25 protein-coding genes and 2 pseudogenes are annotated in these 23,327 nt (G+C 61.2%); 14 read left to right on the top strand and 13 right to left on the bottom strand.

Features of this window, described 5'->3' with window-relative positions; all coding sequences use genetic code 11:
* Nucleotides 1-15: 15 nt before the first annotated feature.
* The 5 genes from M0639_RS33245 to M0639_RS33225 all read right to left on the bottom strand — a co-directional run bounded on the left by M0639_RS33245 (nt 16) and on the right by M0639_RS33225 (nt 4,032).
* Entirely contained in the window at nt 16-285 is a 270-nt protein-coding gene (locus M0639_RS33245) for a metal-sensitive transcriptional regulator (RefSeq protein ID WP_003944639.1), read from the bottom strand.
* Between the two features lie 78 nt (nt 286-363).
* Nucleotides 364-1,137, bottom strand: coding sequence for a sulfite exporter TauE/SafE family protein (locus tag M0639_RS33240; protein WP_003944622.1), 774 nt, complete (start codon nt 1,135-1,137; stop codon nt 364-366).
* Nucleotides 1,137-1,553, bottom strand: a complete 417-nt coding sequence (locus M0639_RS33235) for a DUF302 domain-containing protein (RefSeq protein WP_011133463.1) — start codon at nt 1,551-1,553, stop codon at nt 1,137-1,139. The genes M0639_RS33240 and M0639_RS33235 overlap by 1 nt, the downstream gene beginning before the upstream one ends.
* 44 nt (nt 1,554-1,597) lie before the next feature.
* Entirely contained in the window at nt 1,598-1,849 is a 252-nt protein-coding gene (locus tag M0639_RS33230; RefSeq protein WP_003944652.1) for a YgaP-like transmembrane domain, read from the bottom strand.
* A gap of 26 nt (nt 1,850-1,875) precedes the next feature.
* The gene (locus tag M0639_RS33225) at nt 1,876-4,032 is read right to left on the bottom strand and encodes an MMPL family transporter (protein WP_064075213.1); all 2,157 of its coding nucleotides are present in this window, start codon (nt 4,030-4,032) and stop codon (nt 1,876-1,878) included.
* Nucleotides 4,033-4,576: 544 nt separating this feature from the next.
* Here M0639_RS33225 and M0639_RS33220 point away from each other — a divergent pair.
* The 3 genes and pseudogenes from M0639_RS33220 to M0639_RS33210 form a co-directional block, all read left to right on the top strand.
* A pseudogene (locus M0639_RS33220) lies at nt 4,577-4,963 on the top strand (HAD-IC family P-type ATPase); the annotation flags it as partial.
* 56 nt (nt 4,964-5,019) lie between these two features.
* Nucleotides 5,020-5,340, top strand: a pseudogene (locus M0639_RS33215) (DUF3703 domain-containing protein); the annotation flags it as partial.
* A gap of 91 nt (nt 5,341-5,431) precedes the next feature.
* The gene (locus M0639_RS33210) at nt 5,432-5,770 is read left to right on the top strand and encodes a hypothetical protein (RefSeq protein ID WP_003944633.1); all 339 of its coding nucleotides are present in this window, start codon (nt 5,432-5,434) and stop codon (nt 5,768-5,770) included.
* A 364-nt stretch (nt 5,771-6,134) separates the two neighbouring features.
* Here the strand turns inward: M0639_RS33210 and M0639_RS33205 are convergent, their stop codons facing one another.
* A complete protein-coding gene (locus tag M0639_RS33205) occupies nt 6,135-6,500 on the bottom strand; it encodes a DUF4229 domain-containing protein (RefSeq protein ID WP_019747393.1) in 366 nt (121 codons plus the stop codon).
* A gap of 128 nt (nt 6,501-6,628) precedes the next feature.
* On the opposite strand from M0639_RS33205, the gene M0639_RS33200 reads away from it, so the two are divergent.
* The 7 genes from M0639_RS33200 (at nt 6,629) to M0639_RS33170 (ending at nt 13,534) form a co-directional block, all read left to right on the top strand.
* On the top strand, nt 6,629-7,267 hold the full coding sequence (locus tag M0639_RS33200; RefSeq protein ID WP_003944602.1) for a TlpA family protein disulfide reductase: 639 nt from the start codon (nt 6,629-6,631) through the stop codon (nt 7,265-7,267).
* A complete protein-coding gene (locus tag M0639_RS33195; RefSeq protein ID WP_003944594.1) occupies nt 7,264-7,908 on the top strand; it encodes a TlpA disulfide reductase family protein in 645 nt (214 codons plus the stop codon). The genes M0639_RS33200 and M0639_RS33195 overlap by 4 nt, the downstream gene beginning before the upstream one ends.
* Nucleotides 7,905-8,711: a cytochrome c biogenesis CcdA family protein gene (locus M0639_RS33190; protein ID WP_020971555.1), complete on the top strand. Its 807-nt coding sequence runs from the start codon at nt 7,905-7,907 to the stop codon at nt 8,709-8,711. The genes M0639_RS33195 and M0639_RS33190 overlap by 4 nt, the downstream gene beginning before the upstream one ends.
* A gap of 101 nt (nt 8,712-8,812) precedes the next feature.
* Nucleotides 8,813-10,339 carry a cytochrome c biogenesis protein ResB gene (resB, locus tag M0639_RS33185; RefSeq protein ID WP_231914967.1) on the top strand — a complete coding sequence of 509 codons (1,527 nt, stop codon included), beginning with the start codon at nt 8,813-8,815 and terminating at the stop codon, nt 10,337-10,339.
* A 95-nt stretch (nt 10,340-10,434) separates the two neighbouring features.
* Entirely contained in the window at nt 10,435-11,937 is a 1,503-nt protein-coding gene (gene lnt / locus M0639_RS33180; protein WP_428481020.1) for an apolipoprotein N-acyltransferase, read from the top strand.
* A 60-nt stretch (nt 11,938-11,997) separates the two neighbouring features.
* On the top strand, nt 11,998-12,798 hold the full coding sequence (locus M0639_RS33175) for a thioredoxin-like domain-containing protein (protein ID WP_047270598.1): 801 nt from the start codon (nt 11,998-12,000) through the stop codon (nt 12,796-12,798).
* Nucleotides 12,791-13,534, top strand: a complete 744-nt coding sequence (locus M0639_RS33170; protein WP_047270597.1) for a DUF305 domain-containing protein — start codon at nt 12,791-12,793, stop codon at nt 13,532-13,534. Before M0639_RS33175 ends, M0639_RS33170 begins: the two co-directional genes overlap by 8 nt.
* A gap of 59 nt (nt 13,535-13,593) precedes the next feature.
* Here the strand turns inward: M0639_RS33170 and M0639_RS33165 are convergent, their stop codons facing one another.
* Nucleotides 13,594-14,529 (bottom strand): cytochrome c oxidase assembly protein, encoded by a 936-nt coding sequence (locus M0639_RS33165; RefSeq protein ID WP_054827426.1) that lies wholly within the window; start codon nt 14,527-14,529, stop codon nt 13,594-13,596.
* Between the two features lie 42 nt (nt 14,530-14,571).
* The gene (locus M0639_RS33160; protein ID WP_223304457.1) at nt 14,572-15,114 is read right to left on the bottom strand and encodes a copper resistance CopC family protein; all 543 of its coding nucleotides are present in this window, start codon (nt 15,112-15,114) and stop codon (nt 14,572-14,574) included.
* A 183-nt stretch (nt 15,115-15,297) separates the two neighbouring features.
* Here M0639_RS33160 and M0639_RS33155 point away from each other — a divergent pair, with 183 nt between their 5' ends.
* The 4 genes from M0639_RS33155 to M0639_RS33140 all read left to right on the top strand — a co-directional run bounded on the left by M0639_RS33155 (nt 15,298) and on the right by M0639_RS33140 (nt 18,420).
* Nucleotides 15,298-15,954 carry a DsbA family protein gene (locus M0639_RS33155; protein ID WP_047270652.1) on the top strand — a complete coding sequence of 219 codons (657 nt, stop codon included), beginning with the start codon at nt 15,298-15,300 and terminating at the stop codon, nt 15,952-15,954.
* Nucleotides 15,955-16,191: 237 nt separating this feature from the next.
* Nucleotides 16,192-17,496: an IS256-like element ISRer3 family transposase gene (locus tag M0639_RS33150; RefSeq protein ID WP_042927240.1), complete on the top strand. Its 1,305-nt coding sequence runs from the start codon at nt 16,192-16,194 to the stop codon at nt 17,494-17,496.
* 20 nt (nt 17,497-17,516) lie between these two features.
* Nucleotides 17,517-18,080, top strand: coding sequence for a vitamin K epoxide reductase family protein (locus M0639_RS33145; protein WP_248671239.1), 564 nt, complete (start codon nt 17,517-17,519; stop codon nt 18,078-18,080).
* Between the two features lie 148 nt (nt 18,081-18,228).
* A complete protein-coding gene (locus M0639_RS33140; protein ID WP_047270593.1) occupies nt 18,229-18,420 on the top strand; it encodes an antitoxin in 192 nt (63 codons plus the stop codon).
* Between the two features lie 131 nt (nt 18,421-18,551).
* On the opposite strand, the gene M0639_RS33135 is transcribed toward M0639_RS33140, so the two are convergent.
* The 5 genes from M0639_RS33135 to M0639_RS33115 all read right to left on the bottom strand — a co-directional run bounded on the left by M0639_RS33135 (nt 18,552) and on the right by M0639_RS33115 (nt 23,213).
* Nucleotides 18,552-19,088: a hypothetical protein gene (locus M0639_RS33135; RefSeq protein WP_223304456.1), complete on the bottom strand. Its 537-nt coding sequence runs from the start codon at nt 19,086-19,088 to the stop codon at nt 18,552-18,554.
* 28 nt (nt 19,089-19,116) lie between these two features.
* Nucleotides 19,117-20,874: an aa3-type cytochrome oxidase subunit I gene (gene ctaD / locus M0639_RS33130; RefSeq protein WP_047270592.1), complete on the bottom strand. Its 1,758-nt coding sequence runs from the start codon at nt 20,872-20,874 to the stop codon at nt 19,117-19,119.
* A 117-nt stretch (nt 20,875-20,991) separates the two neighbouring features.
* Nucleotides 20,992-21,942: a M56 family metallopeptidase gene (locus tag M0639_RS33125; protein WP_047270591.1), complete on the bottom strand. Its 951-nt coding sequence runs from the start codon at nt 21,940-21,942 to the stop codon at nt 20,992-20,994.
* The gene (locus M0639_RS33120) at nt 21,943-22,302 is read right to left on the bottom strand and encodes a BlaI/MecI/CopY family transcriptional regulator (protein ID WP_003944627.1); all 360 of its coding nucleotides are present in this window, start codon (nt 22,300-22,302) and stop codon (nt 21,943-21,945) included.
* 32 nt (nt 22,303-22,334) lie between these two features.
* On the bottom strand, nt 22,335-23,213 hold the full coding sequence (locus M0639_RS33115; protein ID WP_230691701.1) for a M23 family metallopeptidase: 879 nt from the start codon (nt 23,211-23,213) through the stop codon (nt 22,335-22,337).
* Between the last annotated feature and the right edge of the window lie 114 nt (nt 23,214-23,327).

Below are 23,327 nucleotides of genomic sequence, written 5' to 3'. Positions count from 1 at the left end.
ATGTGAAGCGGGCGTTCAGGCCAGCGCCAGGAAGAGCTTTTCCAGTTCTGCTTCGGTCATGGGTTCTTTGTTGTCTGCCGCTTCGCCTGTCATACACTCTCGGAGACCGGTAGCGACGATCTTGAAGCCCGCTTTGTCGAGGGCCCTGGAAACAGCGGCGAGCTGGGTGACAACGTCTTTGCAATCGCGTCCGTTCTCGATCATGCCGATCACTCCCGAGAGTTGGCCGTGTGCGCGGCGGAGGCGGTTGAGGACCAATGCGATGCTGTCTTCGTCGCCGATCATGGGGTCTCCTTCAGATGCATGATGATGCCAGAAATTGCCAGATTACCCCCGGGGGCATCCAACGGGGTGCACGGTAGATCATCCGAGAACGAGAGTGTCGATGAGGACGTAACCTGCCACGACAAACACCAGGTAGGCGAACCACTGCCGAAGTGAGTCCGTGGCGATGCGTGTACCGAATCGTCCGGCCACCAACGAACCCGCAATGGCTGAACCTGCGAACGCTGCCGTCAAGGGCCAGTTTCCACCGAGGCCGTCGGCCTGAGCGATGAGTCCGGCGGCGGAGTTGGCGACGATGACCACCAAAGAGGTTCCGACGGCGACACTCATCTCGATTCCCAGCAGCAGAACCAATGCGGGGATGATCAAGAAGCCCCCGCCGACGCCGAACAGTCCGGTAAGGACACCGACGCCGAATCCGGTCGGTATGGACCGAGGTGCGCATCGGCGCCAGTTGATCCCGGAATTGCTCGTCCTGCAGGCGGTTCCGGGATTGTCGGGGCTGCGCAGCATGCGTGCCCCCGCGAGGATCATGACGATCGCAAAGCCGATCATCACGGCAGTTTCAGGTAGATGCTTGCCAAGGGCAGTGCCGGCCAGGGTGCCGAGGACTCCGGTGGCGGCGAAGATTGCCGCGAGTCGCCATTCGATGAGCCGCGCCCGCACCTTGGAGATGACCCCGACCGCGGAGGCGACACCGATCACCAACAGCGAAGTCGGTATCGCCTCCGGCAGGGGGAACCCGAGGGCGTACACGAGGATCGGGACAGCGAGGATCGATCCACCGCCTCCGAGGAGACCGAGCAGGATTCCGACGGTGAGGCCGAGCGCCAGCGCCAGGGTCAACGTCATCAACTGCGCACTGCATCCCGACTGCCGAGCGTGTCCAGGGCGGCTTGGAGTTTGGTGGTGGCCTCGGCCGCGACATCTGACAGTGCTGGTTCGCCCGTCACTTGGACCATGAGGTCCGGGTTCATCGCCTCGACGATGACCGATCCGGCGGTGGTGTCGGCACGGACGACGACGTTGCAGGGCAGTAGCAGGCCGATCTCACGCACGATTCCTACGGCGCGGTGTGCAAGCGTGGGATTGCACGCGCCTAGGATCAGATACTTCTCCATGTCTGTGCCAAGTTTGGCTTTCAGGGTGGCCTGCATGTCAATTTCGGTCAGCACACCGAAGCCTTGCTCGGACAGTGCTGCTTTGGTGGCGGTGACCGCCGTCTCGAAGTCGGTGTCGGTCAAGGTGGTCGAGAGTGCGATGGTCATGGTGGAGAATTCCTTCCGTTCGTCGAACTGCGGCAATTGTGTGCCTATCCGCTTCGGGGGTGGCGAAGACTTGGTACGCCCGCTCTGGTGAGAAGCGCACTTGCCGGGCACCAGCCGACCGCGGCGTAGAGGGCGAGGTTCGCGGCGGCGAAGGCGCTGAGCAGCCTCCACCGTGGTGCGTGGAGTTCGCCGAGGGTCAGGCCCGTGGCGGTGACGCCGGCGGCCAGTGCGGGGACGATACGTTCGATCGGCCACCCGGCAGACGTGCTCGAATGCGTGATGTTCGGATCGGTCATGATTCCTCCGTGAGGTGTTGTAATGGTCAGTGCGAGAAGCGGATCGACGGCAACATTCTGCGCAGCCAGCCCGGTGCCCACCATGCAGCGTGACCGCTCAGCCGGAGCAGGACCGGGAGCAGGATCAGCCTGATCAGGAAGGCGTCGAGCAACACCGCGACGCCGAGGATGATGCCCATTTCCTTGGGTGGGAGCGGATCGGAGAGCGCGAAGGTGAAGAACACGGCGACCATGACCGCCGCAGCGGCGAAGATGACGCGTCCGGAGTGCGCGAGGCCGTCAACCTGAGCAGCCTTCGGGTCCCCGGTCTTCTCGTAGTGTTCTTTCGCGGTGGCGAGCAGGAACACGGTGTAGTCCATGGCGATGGCAAAGATCATCGCGAAGAAGAACACCGGCCCCCAGCCGTCGAGGAAACCTTGAGGGGTGAAGCCGAGCAGCGACGATCCGTGTCCGTCTTGGAAGATCAGCTTCGCAACCCCGAACGCTGCGGCGGTCGACAGCAAACTGACGGCGGTGCCGAGGATCGCGATCAGTGGTGCCTGCAGAGCGACGAGCAGCAGGATGAAGCCGAGGGCGAGGATGATCCCGATAACCAACGGTAGGTAGTCGTTCAGGGCTTGCTGCAGGTCGAGGTTCTCCGCTGGCGCGCCGCCGACGAGCGCGGACTCCGGTAGTTGTGCGCGTAGGTCACCGAGGATCGTGCCCATGGCCTCTGCGGAAGGGTCCACGGCAGGAAACGCTTGCAGCAGTGTGTAGTTCGAATCGTCTGTTGATGGTGTGGGCGGGGTGACCATCGAGATCCCGTCGACGCTGCTCGCTGCCGCGGCGGTAGCAGCCGCATCGGAAGACGGGACAACTATCTGCAGCGCGCCGGGTGCCCCGTCACCGAACTGGGCCTGAACCAACTCGTAACCTTGCCGAACGGGCGCATCGTCGGGAACGACAGCGATGGACGGCATTGCCACCTTCAGTCCCAGGACAGGTAAGGCCAGGGCGACGAGGATGCCGACGGAGACCAGCGCGAACGGCCATGGGTACTTGTGAAGCAATTCGCCCCACGCAGCGAACTTCGGGGATCGGTGCTGTTGGCGTTTCGCGTAAGGCAGGGATGCTGCGTTGACCTTGGGGCCGAGTGCGCCCAGCGTGGCCGGAAGAAGTGTCATGGTGGCGATCAGAACGAACGTGACGGCCAGCATGATGCCTACGGCCATGGTGCGCACGGCCGGTGCGGGAACGAGCAGCACTGCCGAGAGGCTGACCAGGACGGTAAGTCCGGACAGGATCACCGCTTTGCCTGCGGTGTCCATGGTTTCGGCAACGGCTGCTCGTGGATCGGCCGTACGGAGGGCGTCGCGGAAGCGGGCGACGATGAACAAGGCGTAGTCGATGCCGAGAGCGAGGGCGAACATCATCGCGAAATTCATCGCCCATACCGAGATCGGTGTGACCTCGTTGAGCAGCACCAAACCGCCGGCGGAGGCGACGAGTCCGGCCACTGTGAGCAACAGCGGCAGCCCGGCAGCGACGAGGGAGCCGAATGCGAGCACCATGATCGCCAAAGTGACTGGCCAAGAGAATAGTTCAGCCTGAATCATCGCATCGTGGTTGGCTTTGTTGAAGTCGGACCACAACGCGGAGGATCCGGTGGGATAGACCTCGATACCGTCGCCGGAGAGTGCGGTCAGCTCGTCTTTGACATCGTCGACGGCTTTGACCATGTCGTCCGTGTTTGCGTTGGCGCCGGCGATGAGGATGCCGGTGTGGCCGTCGGGGCTGATGGTCATACCAGGCTGTGGGGCGATGACGGCACCGAACCGGGTGTCACCGTCGAACACAGCTGTGACGTCGATGAGTCTCTGCTGCACGGTGGGATCGTCGATCGACGCGGTGTCCGAATGGACCACCACCTGAACCGCGGCCGAGGAGTTCCCGCCGAAATGCTGTTGCGCGAGTTCACGGACCTGGACCGATTCGGATCCGTTGGCTTGCCACCCAGCACCCGCCAGTGACGAAAAAACCGACGGCGCTGCAGATCCGAGCGCGACAAGCGCGATCAGCCAGACACCGAACACCCATCGGCGGCGTGCGACCATCGCGCTTCCCAGGCGTCCGAGTATGCCGGGTGTAGATACGCGATCACGATCGTCACGACCGGTGGCCGTCACGGTGTCGGGCACAGACATAACTTCTCCTAAAATACGGGCGGGGGTATTCAAATGAGCGAGCTAGACCTCGGTAAACCTGACCCAATTGGAAGGTTAGGCCCTTGCACTCGCGACCGGGATTGGCGGCGAAACAGCGATCGCGAGGCGCTGGCGCCGATCGATAGGACCAACGGTCTCAGCAGAGCAGGTGCACTGCCGAGGCCGTGAAACATCCTTCGTGACGTCGTCGACATGTCGATCGCAACCTGCCCACGCGATCTTGTCGCATATCGGGCACGGGACGGAGTAACACATAGACAGTCCTTTCTGACGAGCGTCTACCCACTGTTGCATATACCCAGGGGGGTATGCAAGTACCCCTGGGGGTATACGCTCGGGTAGGCCGTTCGCTCCTCTCGGGCGCCCACCCGAGGGGGTGGGCCGTCCGGGTCGTCGAGTGCCCAGGCGAGGTACCGCTTTCTGGGTAGCCGACGCACACGTCGGCGCATCCGTCGAGACGACTCAGTCCGGGTGCGGCGGCCACGCCATCGGTGAGAGGTCTCGGGAACTCGTGGCGTGGATCGAGCGCGCCGGAACCGTCATCGGGGCAGTCGCCGTACGAGACGAGCTCCGACCGGAAGCACATGAGGTGATCGCCGGGCTACGACGCGGCGGATATACCGTCGCGATGCTCACCGGCGACAACGAACGCACCGCCCAGGCGCTGGCCGCCGACGTCGGGATCGACGACGTGCACGCCGACCTGCGCCCGGAGGACAAGGCACGGATCGTGGAAACCTTGCGTGCGAGCCGCCCGACGGCAATGGTCGGGGACGGTGTCAACGACGCCCCCGCCCTGGCCACCGCCGACTTGGGCATTGCCATGGGCGCGATGGGTTCCGACGTGGCCATCGAGACCGCCGATGTTGCTCTGATGGGCGAAGACCTGCAGCACCTGCCGCCGGCTCTGCATCCGATGAACCGAATGCTCGCACAATTGCGCAGTGTCTACACGAAGCGCATCGCTTGCACGACCGACACAGCGCCGTCGCGTTTGGGCCCGCAAAGAGGACCGCAGCCGGCCGCACCAGCGATGACACCCAGCGTTGGCATCACCTCGAACGCACACATGTCCTCTCCCAGCCCTGTCCATGGCCACACAAACCACCTCGCCATGCTCCCCTGGCCTTACATCAGCGTGACTGCCGCGAAGCCGTCGGGCAGGTTCTTCGCATCATCGTCGTCGCCGCCCCGGGATCCGCACTGGGCCGCTATCCGGAGGGCAACACCGAACGAACTCGTGCCGGTCTTATGACACCGATGCCGATACCTGACGATCTTGCCGAGAAAATGCAGACCTACCAGTCCTGGGTTTCGTTTACCGCGAGCTGTCCTGCACTGCCGCATACTCGAAACCACACGCCGACGGAGGAACACCATGATGCACCTTGAAATTTTGCAAGTCCCGGACTGCCCGAACGTGCAGCTCCTCGAACAACGGATCGAGCACGTTCTCGCGGAGGAGTCCATCGATTGGGAACTGCGCCACGTAATCGTCGACGATCCTCGATCCGCAAGGCTTGCGGGCATGACCGGATCGCCGACGTTGCTCGTCGACGGCCGCGATCCGTTTGCCGAACCGGACCAGGTCCCCAACGTGTCATGCAGGCTCTATCGAGATTCCACGGGCGAGGTCGGTGGCGCTCCTACCGTTGCTGCACTGAGGGGTGCGTTCGGTATGGCTGCGCCCACAGCTGATGTAGAGGGCGATGAGTGAAAGTATCGGCCACCCACCGGTGGTCCCAACAGGGTCGTCTCCAGCAGCAGCCCCGGGGTTCCTCACAAGGGCGAGCTGACTCAACGGTCCTCCGTACTGCGCCTGCTCGAGTCTCGTCCGCCTGATCCCGCAGCTTGTACCGATTCCGAAACTCGAGACCACCACGGATACCGCCGACTCCGCACCTGATCCCGTCACCTGACATCTTCATCCCAATGCCAATCAATGCATGATCGCGCGCCCTCGGCATCACCCAGGAAGGCAGCTTTGAGCGGTCATACGTCCAAAAAAGACAGGTTGTGGCACCGATGCTGGGCATTTTCGTTACTGGAGCTTTCACGCGCACCTAACCGGAGGGAACCCTTCACCGGGTACGCATTGCACGCCGTTTTTCATCTACGACCATCACTTCTTCATTGATCCGGCGGCGCAATGACCGGAACGCGATCGCAGAGATGGCGAATCCGAGCAGCACCGCCCCGAACAGTGCTAACACACCGGGGATTTCGAGTTCGAGTATGGCGTTGATTCCCATGATGATCACTGCGAGGCCGGCGATTAGGGCGAGTCGAACCGCGGTGTAGTACATCACCAGACGCACGAGCTTTGACCGTGCTACACGGTTGATCCGCGCCACGCGCGTCTGCGGTGCTTGATGGGCACCCAGTGCCGCAATTTCTGGGCTGACTGGTGGATTGATACGGCCCTTCGGAGCGGACTGGCGTTTCACGATGCTCGATTCTCGGGTTCGGATCCCGCCTCTGGTTGGCGGGGACGACAGAACGAACCATATGTCTACTATGCACAATAGTAGTTCAGTGTTGTCCCGGTTCACCGCACCACGCTTGGAGGAAGTGCATGCAGGCACAGTCTCGGTGGTTCCTGCTCTTCCTGGTTGTGATCGGTCTTCTCGTCGTGGCGATCTGGCCTCGATCAACGTCAACCGAGACCCATTCCTCGACCCGGCCTCAAGTGCCTCCGGCCGCCCAGGCAGATGAAGATCGCGTCGACTCGGGGTTTTCCTCGAAGTCCGCGGCAGCAGCGGTTCCCTGTCCTGTGGCCCCGGCAGTACCGCCCGCAGGAGGAGAACTCCTGGGAATCAAAGCGACGTGTCTTGGCGAGAATACTGTGGTCGACCTCGGTGCAGCGCTGTCCGGGGAGCCGACCCTGATCAACCTCTGGGCCTCGTGGTGCGGGCCGTGCCGATCGGAAATCCCGGTCCTGAATGACTATGCAGGTACTCCGGGCTCCATCCGAGTAGTCGGGATCAACGTCCAGGACGACATGTCCACAGCACTAGCGCTTCTCACCGCTGCAGGCGTGCACTATCCCTCGTTCGCTGCGGTCGACGACATCGGAATTGCGCTATCGGCGCCGCCAGTTCTGCCGCTGAGCTTTCTCGTCCAACAAGACGGGTCCGTCGAACAGATTACAACCCCCATGGTTTTCGAAAACACTGACCAAATACGCTCCGCTGTAAGTGAGTTGATGAAATGAATGCCCCCGCACTCCCTCGCAAATCGAGACAACGCGTACTCGGAAAACCGACCCGCATCCTCCCACTGGTCGCTATTCTCACTGCGATCGTCGTCGCCGCGAGTGGATGTGCAACCGGCACCGATGCAGTCGCTTCGGGTGCGAATTTCGATTTCGTGTCACCGGGAGGACAAACCGATATTTTGTACGACCCGCCCGAATCGCGAAACATGATCGGTGTATTGGCCGGACCTGACCTCATGGCCGACGGTAGCGATATTTCACTCACTGATTACGCCGGTCAGGTCGTCGTGATCAATCTGTGGGGGCAATGGTGCGCCCCGTGCCGGTCCGAGGCCGACGATCTCGAGCGCGCGTACGAAGCAACCGAAAGTCTCGGTGTTCAGTTTCTCGGGATCAACGTTCGAGATCCTCAACGAGACAAGGCCCAGGACTTCGTCGTCGACAACAACGTCAGCTACCCCTCGATCTACGACCCGTCGATGAGAACTTTGACAGCGCTCGGCGGAAACTATCCGACAAGCGTGATTCCCTCCACCTTGGTGTTGGATCGCAGACAGCGCGTCGCCGCTGTGTTTCTTCGCGCACTTCTCACCGAGGATCTGCAACCGGTCATCGAGCGCGTGGCGGCCGAGCGGTGAACGAACTCGCCCAAGGTGTCGGCTCCAGCTTCCAGACCGCCGCCTCGAGCGGCCCGTTACTGCTCGCCGTAGCAGCGTGCATTCTTGCCGGTCTGGTGTCTTTCGCATCGCCGTGTGTGGTGCCGCTCGTTCCCGGATATCTGTCGTATCTGGCCGGCATTTCGGGAGCTGATTCTCCGGCAGCGATCCCCGGCGGCGAGAATGCACAGCCCACAGGCAGATGGCGGGTTACCGGCGCGGCAACCATGTTCGTTGCCGGATTCACGGTGGTGTTCGTGCTCGCCACCGCGTCGGTGTTCGGCGTGATCGGCACCCTGCGCATCAACGAAGACCTGCTCCAACGGGTGGGTGGTGTGATCACCATCGTGATGGGGTTGACCTTCATCGGCTTCATTCCGGCCTTGCAAAAAGACACACGGTTCGCCCCGCGGCGTATCTCCTCCCTTGCCGGCGCGCCCTTGTTGGGGGGCGTGTTCGCGTTGGGCTGGACACCATGTCTCGGCCCCACTCTCGCCGGAGTTATTTCGGTGGCGGCCGGAACTGAAGGCACGACAGCAGCGCGAGGCGTGATACTGATTGTCGCCTACTGTCTGGGATTGGGACTGCCGTTCATCGTGCTTGCGTTCGGGTCGGCGAAAGCACTCCGCGGCGTCGGATGGCTCAAACGCCATTCACGGACGATCCAGATTGTCGGCGGAATAATGCTCGTCGCTGTCGGGCTCGCACTGGTCACCGGCGTGTGGGGCATGTTCATCGGCTGGTTACGCAACGAATTCGTCAGTTCGGTCGTGCTGCCGATATGACAGATAACGCCACCGCGGGAGGTCGCATCCGCCACCTCTCGACACTGATTATCCGAGAAAGCATTCGACTACTGCGCCAAAATTGGCGCAGGTTGACGTCGATGAGTACCGCGCTCGTGCTCCTGTTCCTCCTGGCGCTCGCAGCACTTCCCGGCGCTATGTTGCCTCAGCGAAATCTCAACGTGCAGAAAGTTTCCCAGTACATCGCGGCGCAGCCAACCCTCGGCCCGCTGTTCGACAAGCTGGAGTTGTTCGACGTCTTTTCCAGCTTCTGGTTCACTGCGATCTACGTCCTGCTGTTTCTCTCTCTCATCGGCTGTCTTGTTCCACGCCTGCAGGCGCATCTCGGCGCGCTTCGGAGCCAACCTGTACGAGCACCTCGGAATCTGTCCAGGTTGCCGCACCATTTCCACGGCGTAGTTGACATCTCGCATGACGAGGCCCTCACCAGAGTGCGGCAGTCGCTCAAGGGCTGGCGGGTAGCCGTCAGGTCCGAAAAGGATTCCGAGGTATCGGTTTCCGCGGAAAAGGGGTATCTGCGTGAGGCCGGGAATCTGGTGTTCCACTTCTCGCTGATCGGGTTGCTCGTCACCGTCGCGATCGGCAAGTTGGTGGGGTACGAGGGTTCGGTGATCGTCATTGCCGACGGCGGCCCCGGTTTCTGTAATACGTCACCTGCCGTGTACGACTCGTTTCGATCCGGAAATGCAACTGACGGAACTGGTCTCGCACCGTTCTGCATCAAGGTCAACGATTTTTCCGCGGACTATCTCGATACTGGTCAGGCCGAAATGTTCACCTCCAACATTTCGTACCAGAGCGGGCAGGACATCGCGACCAATACCTGGAAAGACTATCGTCTTCGAGTCAACGAACCGTTGCGTACCGATGGCGCCCGCGTCTATCTGACCGGCCACGGGTACGCGCCGCAGTTCACCGTCACTTTTCCTGACGGCCAGTCCCGTACCGAGACGATGCAGTTTCAACCGGACGATGCGGTCACGTTCCTGAGCAGTGGGGCGTTGCGGTTCGATCCGCCAGGTGGATCGTTTCCGAATCCGGACGAGCGCCGGAAGAATCAGATCGCCATCGAGGGACTCTTCGCGCCGACCGCGGCCTTCAGCGGGACGCTCCTGACTTCGTCGTTTCCCGACGCGCGTGACCCTGCGGTCGCGATCGACATCTACAAGGGCGATACGGGTCTGGACACCGGCATCCCGCAATCGATCTTCTCGTTGAACAAGGAAATGATCAACCAAGGAAGGCTGGTCAAACAAGATCGTGTGAACCTCCGCCCTGGAGAGACGCGGACTCTCACCGATGGAACACAGGTTCGGATCGACGGCGCCAAGGAATTCGCCAATCTACAGGTGTCGTACGACCCTGCGCAACAGTGGGTTCTCGTCTTTGCGATCACGATGATGCTCGGACTTCTGACCTCGCTCGTGATCAGGAGGCGGCGAGTGTGGATCCGCCTACGCCCGGGGACGGGACCGGAGCAGGCTGATCTCGAACTCGGTGGACTCGCGCGGACCGATCATGCCGGCTGGGGCGGCGAATTCGACGATCTCTGTGAGAAATTGTTGACTGACCAGCGCAGTTCTCCTTCTACGAGAGCGGGCCTGTGAGGGTCCTTTCGGTCGACCGTGCGATCACTGCCGACAGTGAATTAGATGCATGCCTGAAGAGTGGTCGCCCCAAACGGCACCACGGTGGGAACGCTTTGCGTCTCGCGCTTTCGGTGGGCGCTGGGTGGCTGCTGTTTCTCAGCTTTCCGCCGCGCACGCTGTGGTTTCTCGCCCCTGTCGCCATCGCCCTGCTGACCGCCGTTCTCCAGGGTCGCAGTCTCCGTGCGGGTTTCGGATTCGGCTATGCCGCGGGACTGGGATTCTTCGTTCCCTTGCTGCCATGGGTCGGAGCGTACGTGGGTGCAACGCCTTGGTTGGCGTTGGCGGCGATTGAAGCGCTCGCGTTCGGCGTGTTCGGCGTACTGGCAGTGGCCGTCGGCCACGCTCCCCTTTCCCCGGTGTGGATTGCGGGTGCATGGGTCACCGCCGAAGCACTTCGTAGCCGAATTCCGTTCGGCGGTTTCCCGTGGGGGCGTTTGGCCTTCGGGCAGGCAGACGGCCCGCTGCTGCCGTTGGCTTCGATCGCAGGGGCGCCAGGTCTTTCCTTCGTGACTGCACTGATCGGAACACTCATCGCCTGGTCACTGGCCGGACCCTCCCGTGTTCGATGGCAAGCATTGGCGAAAGGTGGCGCTTGCATCGTCCTCATCTTTGTGAGTGCATTGGTGACAAGTTCTCCCGGTGCCGCCCCTGACGAGGTCGTCACTGCGACCGTCGTTCAGGGCAACGTGCCGCGACTCGGCCTCGATTTCAACGCCCAACGCCGAGCGGTGCTCGATAATCATGTTGCCCGCACCGAACAACTCGCAGCTGAGGTCACAGCGGGCCGAGCAGCCCGGCCACGACTTGTCATCTGGCCCGAAAACGCTTCGGATATAGATCCTTTGACGAATCGGGATGCGGCAGAGCGACTGGACCGAGCAGCCCGTTCTATCGGCGCCCCGATCCTGGTCGGTACGGTTCTCGTAGGTGAAGCGAGCACATCGATCAACAGTGTCATGGTGTGGGATCCCACGGATGGCCCTGGCCAGCAACACATCAAACGACAACTCGTGCCGTTCGGGGAGTACCTGCCGCTCCGACCGATCATTCGTGCAGTGTCGTCGTACGCCGATTCTGCGGGCAATTTCGTTGCCGGGAATGGGAACGGTGTCGTCGACCTCAACGGAGTTCAGGTAGCTGTTGCCACGTGTTACGAGGTGGCCTTCGACGATCTGGTGACCGAGTCGGTCCAGGCGGGAGCCACCGTCATCGCGGTTCCCACCAACAATGCGACCTTCGGCCGGACGGAGATGACCTTTCAGCAATTGGCCATGTCGCGGGTGCGGGCAGTCGAGCACGGTCGCACTGTGTTGATCGCCGCGACCAGCGGTGTCAGTGCGATCATCACGCCGACGGGAGAGGTACGCCAACAGAGCGAGATCTTCACAGCACAGGCATTGACCGACGAGATCGCCCTGCGTTCCGATCTCACACCGGCAACACGTCTGGGCGCGGTTCCCGAGATCGCCCTGGCGGTGATCGTCCTTTCTCTCGCTGCCGCATCTCTCTTCGGGGGCGCGTACCGCTTCTGTCTCGGCAGAAGAACGAAACCATGAATTACTATGATTGATAGTAATTCAGTGTCGGTGCCAGCGCGCAAGGGAACGAGTCCACCAATGTCGAAGAACCGCAAGAAGAACACACCCCGCCCCCGCGGCGGTGGGGTGCCCGGTGGCCGAAGTTTTCCGTGGTCGATATCGATCGCAGTCCTGATTATCGCCGGCCTGGTCTCGGTCATCGCCTACAACATGGTGCCCAAGGCCATCGAGAGGACCGAAGCACAAAAATACGCTCCGAGCGCGGACAACCCGGACCCCTCGCTGTCCATCGAAGGGGTAACCGAAATCGAATACGCGGCCGGCAATCATATTCAAGCGCCTCAGCGCGTTGCATACGATCAAACTCCCCCCTTGGGAGGAGCGCACGATCAGTACTGGGCGACATGCACAGGCATCGTCTACCCGGAGCCGATACGCACTGAGAATGCGGTGCATTCACTCGAGCACGGTGCGGTCTGGATTGCCTACAACCCCGACTCGTTGAATCCGTCCGACGTCGACGCCCTTACCTCCCAAGTCAACGGTAAGCCGTATTCCCTGATGTCACCGTTCCCTGGCATCGATTCCCCCGTTTCGATTCAGTCGTGGGGGCACCAACTCAAAGTCGACAGCGTCGACGACCCCCGTATCGCAAAATTCATCACCGCCCTCAAACAGAACCCGAACACCCATCCAGAGGCCGGTGCCAGCTGTGCAACGGTCCCGGGAGGATTCGACCCGAACGCTCCTTTCCCCTTCGACGCATCTCCGCCAGGCCCTGACGCGATTCCCGCAGCGTCGGAGCAGTCAGCCACTGGTCTTCCCGCAGCAACGACCCCACCTGCGCCGGCGATCACGAGGAGTCGCGAAAATGGTTGAACACGAGGCGGTATCGATTCAATCCGAGTCGGTATCCGATTCATCGGGCAAACGCCATGCCACGCCGGCCGCAGTGTTGGTGGTCGGTATTGTCATCGCTCTGTTGATCGGAATCATCATCGGCCTGTGGGCAAAGGGGCGGATCGAGAACACCTCGCAGGGGGTCCCAGCCGTCGGCGCAGTGGAGGTCGGCTTCGCGCAGGACATGTCGGTTCACCACGGGCAAGCGGTCGAGATGTCGTCCCTCGCATTGGTGAACACTGCCGACCCCGCTATCCGTACGCTCGCGTACGACGTCGTCACTACTCAGCAAAGTCAGATAGGAATGATGCAGGGGTGGCTGTCCATCTGGGATCGACCCGCCCGGAGCACGGGCGAGTATATGGAGTGGATGCCCTCAACTTCCTCGGCGATGAATCACTCGATGCCCGGCATGAGCACCGGACAAAGTGATTCCGGCGTAACTGAATCAGTCGCGATGCCGGGAATGGCTTCTCCCGCCGAACTCGCGGAACTACGCACCCTGACCGGACCGGCATTTGAGATTCGCTATTTGCAATTACTGTTGCGCCACCATCAAGGGGGAATTCCGATGGCCCAATACGCCGCTGACAATGCCGATCTCCCCGTCGTGACAAATCTTGCTCGACAGATCGCCGCTACACAGCAGGCCGAATCGACCGCATTGCGAGAACTGCTCGCAGTGAGAGGTGCCCAACCGATCCCGATGAACTGACCACTCATCTCACACACCGTCGCATCCGCCGAACCCGATCATCGAGATGCCGAGAGCAGTCATCGACGGGGAAGGGTTTTGAGGAATTCGTTGTAGGCCTCGAGGTCGACGTCACCGTCCCTGGCGGCCTTTTTGTCGACGGCGGCGTTGGTGCGGGTCTCGTCGCGATTCCACCTCATCGCGAAAACCACCATGATGATCAACGCGACGGGTTCTCCGTACGACCATGCCAAAGCCCCCGCCATTTGTTGATCGGCCATCAGATCGACGTTCCAGGACGCCGGCGGATTGGTGAAGGTACTCAGGAGTGGCGAGGTTGCCATCATCAGGATCACGCCGATGAAAACATGGAGAGGCATTTCGACGAAGAGGTCGAAACATCGACCCAGGTTGCTTTGCTTGACGGGCAACGGCCCAGATGAGAGCACCGGAACGATGAACAACACTCCAGTGGCCAGGAAGAAGAGCTCCAGGCCTGTGTGACCGACCCAGGACGACGCCACCAGGTCGAATACCGGCGAGAGGTAGATGCCGTAGTAGCTGAACAGGAACAGTGGAATCGTGACGCCGGGGTGTAGCAGAATCTTCGCCGTCCGGCTTCTGAGTGCCGTCAATGCCAGCTTGAGGATCGGAATTCCCCACCCTGTGTGAGGGGTGGAGCGCAGCAGGAGAAGACCTGGGCTGCCGAGAACGAGCAGTGGTGGAATCGCCATCGACAAGGTCAAATGCTGGAACATCCAGATACTGAAGAGTTCGTACCCGTAGCCCTCGACGGCGAGCCCCGTGACCAGGATCAGCAATATACAGCCGAAGAGGAAGCTGGCCGTCCTCGTCCACGGCCACACCCGACCGGAAGACGTCACCCGGTAGACACCCCAGCCATACCACGCTGCCAGTAGGACTCCGATCAGTGGTAGGACCGGGAGCGGCTGCGGCGCCCACCCCACCATTGCTCCGAACGAAGGCACGGCCTCGGGTAAACGTATCCAGTCCATCACCTACGTGGTCCCTCCCCGCTCGTACTGTGTTGTAACATCTCAGCGCTTCGAGCGCTTGTCTCCGCGGAGAACGATGACCATCCCGATCACGAACAGGATTGCCACTGCGCCACCGAGAATCGGCAACAACAGTGGGGATCCGTCGTCGGAGTCGGCATCGGCGGTCGCCGCCGACGGCGCAACAGTTGCCGGAGGTGTTGCACCTCCGGGAAGCGGCGCCGCATTGTTCTTCGCCGCGTTCAAGGTGAAGGAGTACGACCCCGTGATCGGGTGTCCGTCCTCAGAGATCACCCGGTAACCAACGGTGTAAGTGCCAGACGACATCTGACCGGTCGTCACGAGAGAAACGCGCTCTCCCTGCACCGACGGCTCCCCGGCTCCGACCTGCGTCCCGTCGGCCGCACTGACGGTCACGTTCGCGAAACTCGTCTGAATCTCCTGATTGAAAACCAATTCCACCGAACTCGGCGCAGTGTCGAGAACTGCGTCGGCGGATGGAGTCGATCCGACCAGTGCACTGTGTGCTTGCGCGGTGCCTGCGCTTATGAGCGCACACCCCGCAGCCACCAGCAGCACAACCATTGCACGCCTCAAAATCTGTTCCTCCTACTCGGCTCACACCATCGAGGTGCGGAGTCCGGCGATCGATGCACACCGCACTTCGCTGAGACAATACCTCCGACTACTATGTTGCATAGTATTCAGGGCTGTGTGGTGGCCGGAAGGTTGCACGCATCGACGAACACCGACCAGGTAGGCGGATCCATGAAGTTGACCACCAACGCGAAATTCTCGATAGCCCTGATAGCTGTCTTCGCTGTCGTCCTCGGCGCGCTGTTGCTCGGCAACCGCAGCGGGAGGGAGACAAACAGCGCCAGCGCTTCGGACGCATCGGTTCTTCGCGACGACACGCATCTACTTTCCTCTGCGCCGGACAACGATGTCGTTCTGGTCGAATTCCTCGACTTCGAGTGCGAGGCATGCCTGGCGATGTATCCGACGATGGAGCGGATACGTGCTGAGTACGCTGACCGCATCACGTTCGGTGTACGGTACTTCCCCATTCCCAGTCACACGAACAGTCGACTCGCGGCGCGAGTCGTCGAAGCGTCGTCCAGGCAAGGGAAGTTCGTGGAGATGTACCAGCGAATGTACGACACGCAGACCCAGTGGGGCGAGTCGTCCGAATCTCAAGTAGCCCTCTTCCGTACGTTCGCCCAGGATCTGGGACTCGACATGGCGACCTTCGAAGCAGATATGAATGATCCCGCAGTCGCAGAGCGTGTCGAAGGGGACTTCAACGAAGGTATCGACCTGGGCGTGCAGGGCACACCGACGCTGTTCCTCAACGGCGTCCAGTTGCCGTCCATGCCGACATATGACGATCTCACCGCTCGCATCGACGCAGCGCTGGCCCAATGACATCAACGGGAGCACGCGGTGCCCACGTCGACACTGGTATACCTCCGACTGTCGACTCGGCCCCGAAAGTGTGCTCCCCCTATGTCGTCGGATGGATTCTCACTGAGCAATGATCAGAACCTGTGGATGGTTCTCGGCGAGGCGGCGTGAGTGGGCGCACCTTCCCGGGAATGATCTGAAATTCCATCAGCTCTGATCAGGACCGGCGTTGGCGCGCTGGTTCGGGAAGGTACGCCCATGCTCACGGTAGTTCAGGATCAGCAATCCTCCAACGACGACAGCGGTGTTGGTCGGTCGTTGCTTGACGAGATCGTTCGCGACGGTGCCCGGCAGATGCTCGCGGCGGCGTTGGCCGCCGAAGTCGCCGCATACATCGAGCAGTTCGCCGAGCATCTCGATGAGCACGGCCGGCGGCTGGTGGTCCGCAACGGCTATCACCACGAGCGTGACGTGCTCACCGCGGCGGGGGCGGTGACGGTGACCGCACCGCGGGTCAACGACCGCCGTGTCGACGCCGAGACCGGTGAACGGCAACGGTTTTCCTCGGCGATCCTGCCGGCGTGGTCACGCAAGTCCCCGCAGATGACCGAGGTGTTGCCGCTGCTGTACCTGCACGGGCTGTCCAGCGGCGACTTCGGTGCGGCGTTGGAGCAGTTCCTCGGCACTGGTGCCGGGCTGTCGGCCTCGACGATCACCCGGCTGACCGCGCAATGGCAGGACGAGGCGAAGGCCTTCGCCGACCGGGATCTCTCGGGCACCGATTTCGTGTACCTATGGGTCGACGGCATCCATCTCAAGGTCCGCCTGGAGCAGGAGAAGCTGTGCTTGCTCGTGATGATCGGCGTCCGCGCCGACGGCCGCAAGGAGCTCGTCGCGCTCACCGATGGGTTCCGGGAGTCCACAGAGTCGTGGGCTGATCTGCTGCGCTCATGCCGACGCCGCGGGATGACCGCCCCGGTGCTGGCCGTCGGTGATGGGGCGCTGGGGTTCTGGAAGGCACTGCGGGAGGTGTTTCCGGATACCCGTGAACAGCGCTGCTGGTTTCACAAGCAGGCCAATGTGCTTGCTGCGCTGCCCAAGTCGGCTCATCCAGGTGCGACCGCGGCGATGCGGGAAATCTACAACGCCGAGGACATCGACAAGGCCCAGGTCGCGATCAAGGCCTTCGAGGTAGATTACGGCGCGAAGTACCCCAAGGCGGTCGCCAAGATCGTCGACGACGCCGACGTGCTCCTGGAGTTCTACCGGTACCCGGCCGAGCACTGGATCCACTTGCGCACTACGAATCCGATCGAATCGACGTTTGCGACCGTGCGGTTGCGAACCAAGGTCACCAAGGGCCCTGGGTCACGCGCAGCGGGGATTGCCATGGCCTACAAGCTGATCGACGCCGCACAAGCCCGCTGGCGGGCGGTCAACGCCCCCCATCTGGTCGCGCTGGTCCGTGCCGGCGCGGTGTTCCACAAAGGCAAGCTGCTCGAACGACCCATCGACATCTCACCCGCTGAGCCCGACGAATCAAGCGAAACGGAGGTCGCCTGAAACACCCTCATCCACAGGTCTTGACAATATCTCTTCTCACTGCAGCAGGCGCTCTCGGCTTGGCGGCGTCTCTGATACTGACTATCGAGAAGTTTCAGCTTCTCGCGGATCCCTCATATCGCCCGTCCTGCAGCATCAACCCCGTCCTCAGTTGTGGATCGGTGATGAGTTCTCCACAAGCCTCGATCTTCGGTTTCCCGAATTCGATCCTCGGTATAGTCGGGTTCACCGTCCTACTGACCACGGGAATCGTGACCCTCACCGCCGCAAAGGCACTACCTCAGTGGTATTGGCGCTGTATCGTCATCGGCTTGCTCACCGGAGCGGTGCTGGTTCACTGGCTGATTTTCCAAAGCCTGTACAGAATCCAGGCACTGTGCCCATACTGCATGGTCGTGTGGGTGGTGACGATGACAGCCCTCTGGTATGCCATTTTGCATCTAGGTGCTCGTAGCGCGTCGACCTCCTCGCGAATCGTGACCGTCGGCACCGAGAAACACACTCTCGTGCTTACTATCTGGATCGTGTCCGTCGCGAGCATGATTCTCAGCGCATTCTGGGACTACTGGTCGACACTGGTCTGACGAGTCCCACGAAAATCTGCCAACGCCGTCGCACTCGGCCAACTGTTGCACGATCAGTCAACCTTCAACTCAACTACTATGGATCTTAGTTTTTAGATCCGCAACCCTCCCGAGTAGAGGGCGATGAGGCCAGGAGAAGGAGACGAATATGAAATTCATGGGTGCAGCGAAAGCGCTAGTCGACAAGGGCAAGGAGGCTGCCTCGAAGAACGCAGACAAGATCGAAAACGCGATCGACAAAACCGCCGCGTCTGCCGAAGCCAAGACCGGTGGAAAACTGACCAGCCAGATCCGGAGGGCTGCGCTTGCGGCAAAGAGAGCGATTCCTCCGAAGAAGTAGCGACTCTCTTTGCCTTGCCGCCTGATTGCTCGTTGGTCTCCACGCCGTACGACTGAGAATCGGCGTCGAGAGCGCGAATAATCTCGCTTCGGTGTGCCCCCCTCGTGACAGCACACCGAAGCGAGGAGCGCTCAGGGTTCGGTCTGCGGAATCACGATACTCGCGTGAAAATCTCTGTGCCACAGCCGCGCAAGGAGGGCGTAATAGGATTCGGTTACCCTCGATTGCGTCGAGAGCGCCGCTTCCGACGACTCGATTGTCGTCGGAACGAGAAGGAGGGCACGATTCGCCAATGCCGCCGCGGAACTCCCGATATCCATCACTGCGCCACTGATACTGGCCGCGGCGTTCAGCACGGGGTCTGGAAGGACAGTGGTGGAACGCATGAAGGTCCGCTCTGCGTCAACGAAATCCGCTCCGGTCTGGAGATGATTCTCGATTGCGGCGATTACTTCGCTGACTCGACGGGTGTGAACCCGAAGTTTGCGGGGGTGCCGGATGTGGCGACGAGATACCGGTGGCAAAGTCCGCAACCGGGCACCAGCATGGTTCGCCACGCCGCCGTCGAGAGCGGTCGGCAGTACGTCTCGAATCAACCAGTCCGTGAGTAGGGCGGCAGCGGTATCTGTTGCCGGGACGATGACCACCGGCATTGTTCGTGTTGACATTGACTTTCCCATCGGTATGGCCGCCGAGCTAATTCTTCTCGTCATCATCGGACGTGGATGCGGTAAGTACCTTCTCCGATTCTGATGAACTCGTCTCCGGCCGGTGACCGGCCCCGACGTGTGCTTCTGCTCGCATCCGAGCAACCATGTGCGGGTAATGCAACTCGAAGGCCGGACGCTCGCTGCGGATGCGCGGCAACTCGGTGAAGTTGTGACGCGGCGGCGGGCAGGTCGTTGCCCACTCCAGCGAGTTTCCGTAGCCCCACGGATCGTCGACAGTGACCACTTCGCCGAATCGGTAGCTCTTGAAGACGTTCCAGATGAACGGGAGAGTGGAGGCTCCGAGAATGAAGGAACCGATGGTCGAGACTGTATTGAGTGTGGTGAACCCGTCCGCGGGTAGGTAGTCGGCGTAACGACGCGGCATACCCTCGGCACCGAGCCAGTGCTGAACGAGGAACGTCATGTGAAAGCCGACGAACGTGGTCCAAAAGTGCCACTTGCCAAGGCGCTCGTCCATCATGCGACCGGTCATCTTCGGGAACCAGAAGTAGATACCGGCGTACGTCGCGAACACGACCGTACCGAAAACCACGTAGTGGAAGTGGGCGACCACGAAGTAAGTATCCGTGACCTGAAAATCCAGCGGAGGGCTCGCCAGCAGCACACCGGACAGACCACCGAAGAGGAAGGTGATCAAGAATCCGAGAGAGAACAGCATCGGTGACTCGAACGTCAGGTGTCCCTTCCACATCGTGCCGATCCAGTTGAAGATCTTCACACCCGTCGGCACGGCGATCAGGAACGTCATGAACGAGAAGTACGGCAGGAGAACCGCGCCCGTCGCGTACATGTGATGCGCCCACACTGCGATCGACAGCGCCGCGATACCGAGCGTCGCGTAGACCAGGCCGCTGTAGCCGAAGATCGGTTTGCGGCTGAAGACCGGAAATATCTCCGAGACGATACCGAAGAAGGGCAGCGCGATGATGTAGACCTCGGGGTGGCCGAAGAACCAGAACAGGTGCTGCCACAGCAGGACTCCGCCATTCGCGGGGTCGAAGATGTTGCCACCGAGGCGACGGTCGTAAAGCAGTGCGAAGAGTGCGGCGGTCAACAGCGGGAAGGCCAACAGAATCAAGACAGAGGTGATGAAGATGTTCCACGTGAAGATCGGCATGCGGAACATCGTCATACCGGGAGCGCGTAAGCAGACAATGGTGGTGATCATGTTGACCGCGCCGAGAATCGTGCCGAGACCGGAGACGAGAAGCCCCACAATCCACAGATCCGCACCGACCCCAGGTGAGCTGACTGCCGAACTCAGAGGCGTGTAGGCCGTCCAGCCGAAATCTGCGGCACCTCCGGGAGTGACGAACCCGCCCGTAGCGATGAGAGCACCGAAAAGGTAGAGCCAGTAGCTGAACGCGTTCAGTCGCGGGAAGGCGACATCCGGCGCACCGATCTGCAGGGGGAGAACGAAATTGGCGAATCCGAACACCACCGGCGTCGCGTACAGCAGCAGCATGATCGTGCCGTGCATGGTGAAGAGTTGGTTGTACTGCTCGTTCGACAGGAATTGCATGCCCGGAATCGCCAGTTCGCTGCGCATGATCAGCGCCATGAGCCCGCCGATGAGGAAGAACGCGAACGAAGTCACCAAATACATCAAGCCGAGCGTCTTGTGATCGGTCGTCGTCACAAGGTTCCGCAGCACCGATCCCTTCGGCGCCCGTCGCGCGGGGTACGGCCGGGCGGGGATCGGGGGTGATGCAATTGCGGTCATAGTCAGCCCGCTTCCTGTCGAGACGCAAATAGAGTGTGCGACAGAAGCATAACCCAAATACTACGTTGCATAGTTTTTGGGTCCGGGTGGCGCCTCGGCCACCCTTTCCGACTGCCGTCAGGTCACGAGGGCATGAGCGGACGCAGAGAAGACGACCATGGTGGTCAACGCGGCGATGACGGGAACGATCATCGGGAGCATCGCAGCAGAGATGCAGACCAGTTTGGTGCCGCGAATCCGGGAATCCGTCTGCAGCCTGACCAAGCGCACCGAGATCTCGTCGTCACCGAGCCCGAGAGTCCACACCGGCTGAGGTAGCGGCGACGTCGCCACCACGCGCAACGCCGACCTGACGGCATCGGGGCTGGTGGCCTGTGCGGCCCGATCATCGGCAGCGAGCTCGACCAGCCGCCGCACCGCAGCGGGAGCCGCTTTGAACAGCGGGATCACCGGCAGCGCCTTCGCGAAGACTTCACACACATTGATGATTCGGTGATGGTGACCTCGCAAGTGTGCCCGCTCGTGGGCGATCACCGCTTCACGCTCGGATGCAGTCAAGCAATCGGAGAGACCTTTGGTCGCTACGACGAATCCCGGCCGTCCAGCGACGCTGTAGGCCATCGGCATCGGATGATCAAGCCAGAGAACGTCATCCGATGCCGGATCTGCGCGGGCGATGATCGATACGACATCACGGTGGTAGTCGCGGACCTTGGCTCGGCCCTTATGTTGCCGATGAGCCAAGAACAAGCTGCGAACGGCGATGAGCGCGGTAACCGCAACTCCGCCGACAGCGAGCGCTTCCCCGATCCAGGGGGCCATCGCGTGTTGGAAGGCAGTGAAGCATCGCACAAGGGCCTCGGAGAGCCCTTCCGCTGGTGCATGGCTCGGCCACAGAAGGATCACTACTGCCGATACGGCAAGGAATCCCAGACCCACGATGCTGCCGATCCATGCCGCGAGAATCGCTGCAGGAGCCAGAGTGGTCGATTCGAAACGCCGCAAAACCTTGGGCATGAACGCTCCGATGAGCACGGCCCCGAGAAGGAGGACTGCGGCGAGAGTCATCTACCGAACCTTGCCGTGATCCAGTGCTCGCCGCAGTGCCTCGTATTCGTCATCGGAGACGTTTTGCGCGAAGTGCAGAAGCGCTGAAACAGAGTCATTGCTGTTGTCGAGTAATTCGCGCATGGCCAGTGAGGTCGCTTCATCGCGGCTACGCGATGGCGAATAGATGTATGCGCGGCTTCGTTTTTCCCTCTGCACCCACCCTTTTTCGTGAAGGTGCGTCACGACGGTCAAGATCGTGGTGTATGCCTTCGGGGCGCCGCCCTCGAAGCGGTCGACCAGATCCCGCACAGACTGCGGCTCTTCTGCATCCCACAGGAGATCCATCACTTCGGATTCGAGCCCGCCGAGTCTCTTCATCTTCCTTCCCCCTTCGGAAATCGTCGATTGCGTCAGTCACTGACGGCCGGAGGCTGGATCTGTACCCCACGCGCGTCCAACCATGCCATGGGATCGACCTTCTGGCCGTCTGCCTGCCACACCTCGTAATGCAGATGTGGCCCTGTTGATTGTCCCCTGTTTCCTACCGTCGCAATCAATTCTCCGGCACGCACCTTTTGACCCGCGGTTACCAGAGTCTCGTTGATGTGTCCGAAGACCCCGATTGTCCCGTCATCCTGCAGGATACGGACCCACAGTCCGAAACCGGACGCAGGTCCGGACTCGAGTACCGTGCCGTCGGTGACGGACACGATAGGTGTACCGATCTCATTGGCAATGTCCAACCCGTAATGAGTCGACCCCCAACGCGGTCCGTAGTTCGACGTCAATGTTCCGCTGACAGGAGCCATCGTCAGCGGTTGGCGTGCAGCTGCCTCTCTCGAAGCGCGATCGGTGTCGCGTTCGGTGCCTCGAGCCAACTGTTCGGCCAGCCTCCCCAGCTCGGCCAGTTTGGGAACCTGGAGAATTTCCGGAGCCGATGCCAGCGCCTGCTCGAGAGGTGCCAACGGTTGCTGGTCGAGCTCGACGGGAACACTGACGCTCCCTGTCGATGCATGTGAGGCGGATGTGCCGGCGGCAAGCAAAGCGCCGGTGGCGACAGAGAGAACCAAAGCCCGTCCACCAGGACGATTGCGGGACTGTCGGCGATGAGCGCCGCCGCGTCGCGCCTGAACGCTTGCAGCGACGGATTCACGGTCGACTGCAGATGCGGTGGAGATGTACATCGTGTCGACTGGCAGGTCGCGATCGCTGCGTGGCGTGTCGAAAAAGCTACTTTCCCGAAGTGGGCAGTCGAGATCGTCGGTGTCGGGCTTGCGGTGTCGGGCCAAGATCGCATTCCTTGCGTCGCGGAAGGTCACAGAATGGTGACGGTCCCAGACAGCGTACTACTATTTCGCATAGTTTTTGGGCGAGCGTTGACAAAATTCAGAATCTCGACGAGA

Origin of the sequence: Rhodococcus qingshengii JCM 15477, assembly GCF_023221595.1 — a bacterium.
Taxonomy (GTDB): domain Bacteria; phylum Actinomycetota; class Actinomycetes; order Mycobacteriales; family Mycobacteriaceae; genus Rhodococcus_F; species Rhodococcus_F qingshengii.
Note: the sequence above shows the minus strand (reverse complement) of the source record. Positions and strands in the feature narration are given on the sequence as shown.

Coding starts and splice junctions, on each gene's coding strand:
- ctaD (WP_047270592.1), bottom strand. CDS start 20,874: ATGACCGCAATTGCATCACCCCCGATCCCCGCCCGGCCGTACCCCGCG.
- M0639_RS33125 (WP_047270591.1), bottom strand. CDS start 21,942: ATGACTCTCGCCGCAGTCCTCCTTCTCGGGGCCGTGCTCATCGGAGCG.
- M0639_RS33195 (WP_003944594.1), top strand. CDS start 7,264: ATGAATGCCCCCGCACTCCCTCGCAAATCGAGACAACGCGTACTCGGA.
- M0639_RS33160 (WP_223304457.1), bottom strand. CDS start 15,114: ATGGTTGTGCTGCTGGTGGCTGCGGGGTGTGCGCTCATAAGCGCAGGC.
- M0639_RS33230 (WP_003944652.1), bottom strand. CDS start 1,849: ATGACCGATCCGAACATCACGCATTCGAGCACGTCTGCCGGGTGGCCG.
- M0639_RS33200 (WP_003944602.1), top strand. CDS start 6,629: ATGCAGGCACAGTCTCGGTGGTTCCTGCTCTTCCTGGTTGTGATCGGT.
- M0639_RS33140 (WP_047270593.1), top strand. CDS start 18,229: ATGAAATTCATGGGTGCAGCGAAAGCGCTAGTCGACAAGGGCAAGGAG.
- M0639_RS33245 (WP_003944639.1), bottom strand. CDS start 285: ATGATCGGCGACGAAGACAGCATCGCATTGGTCCTCAACCGCCTCCGC.
- M0639_RS33135 (WP_223304456.1), bottom strand. CDS start 19,088: ATGTCAACACGAACAATGCCGGTGGTCATCGTCCCGGCAACAGATACC.
- M0639_RS33165 (WP_054827426.1), bottom strand. CDS start 14,529: ATGGACTGGATACGTTTACCCGAGGCCGTGCCTTCGTTCGGAGCAATG.
- M0639_RS33225 (WP_064075213.1), bottom strand. CDS start 4,032: ATGTCTGTGCCCGACACCGTGACGGCCACCGGTCGTGACGATCGTGAT.
- resB (WP_231914967.1), top strand. CDS start 8,813: ATGAGTACCGCGCTCGTGCTCCTGTTCCTCCTGGCGCTCGCAGCACTT.
- M0639_RS33175 (WP_047270598.1), top strand. CDS start 11,998: ATGTCGAAGAACCGCAAGAAGAACACACCCCGCCCCCGCGGCGGTGGG.
- M0639_RS33210 (WP_003944633.1), top strand. CDS start 5,432: ATGATGCACCTTGAAATTTTGCAAGTCCCGGACTGCCCGAACGTGCAG.
- M0639_RS33170 (WP_047270597.1), top strand. CDS start 12,791: ATGGTTGAACACGAGGCGGTATCGATTCAATCCGAGTCGGTATCCGAT.
- M0639_RS33120 (WP_003944627.1), bottom strand. CDS start 22,302: ATGAAGAGACTCGGCGGGCTCGAATCCGAAGTGATGGATCTCCTGTGG.
- M0639_RS33240 (WP_003944622.1), bottom strand. CDS start 1,137: ATGACGTTGACCCTGGCGCTGGCGCTCGGCCTCACCGTCGGAATCCTG.
- M0639_RS33155 (WP_047270652.1), top strand. CDS start 15,298: ATGAAGTTGACCACCAACGCGAAATTCTCGATAGCCCTGATAGCTGTC.
- M0639_RS33150 (WP_042927240.1), top strand. CDS start 16,192: ATGCTCACGGTAGTTCAGGATCAGCAATCCTCCAACGACGACAGCGGT.
- M0639_RS33235 (WP_011133463.1), bottom strand. CDS start 1,553: ATGACCATCGCACTCTCGACCACCTTGACCGACACCGACTTCGAGACG.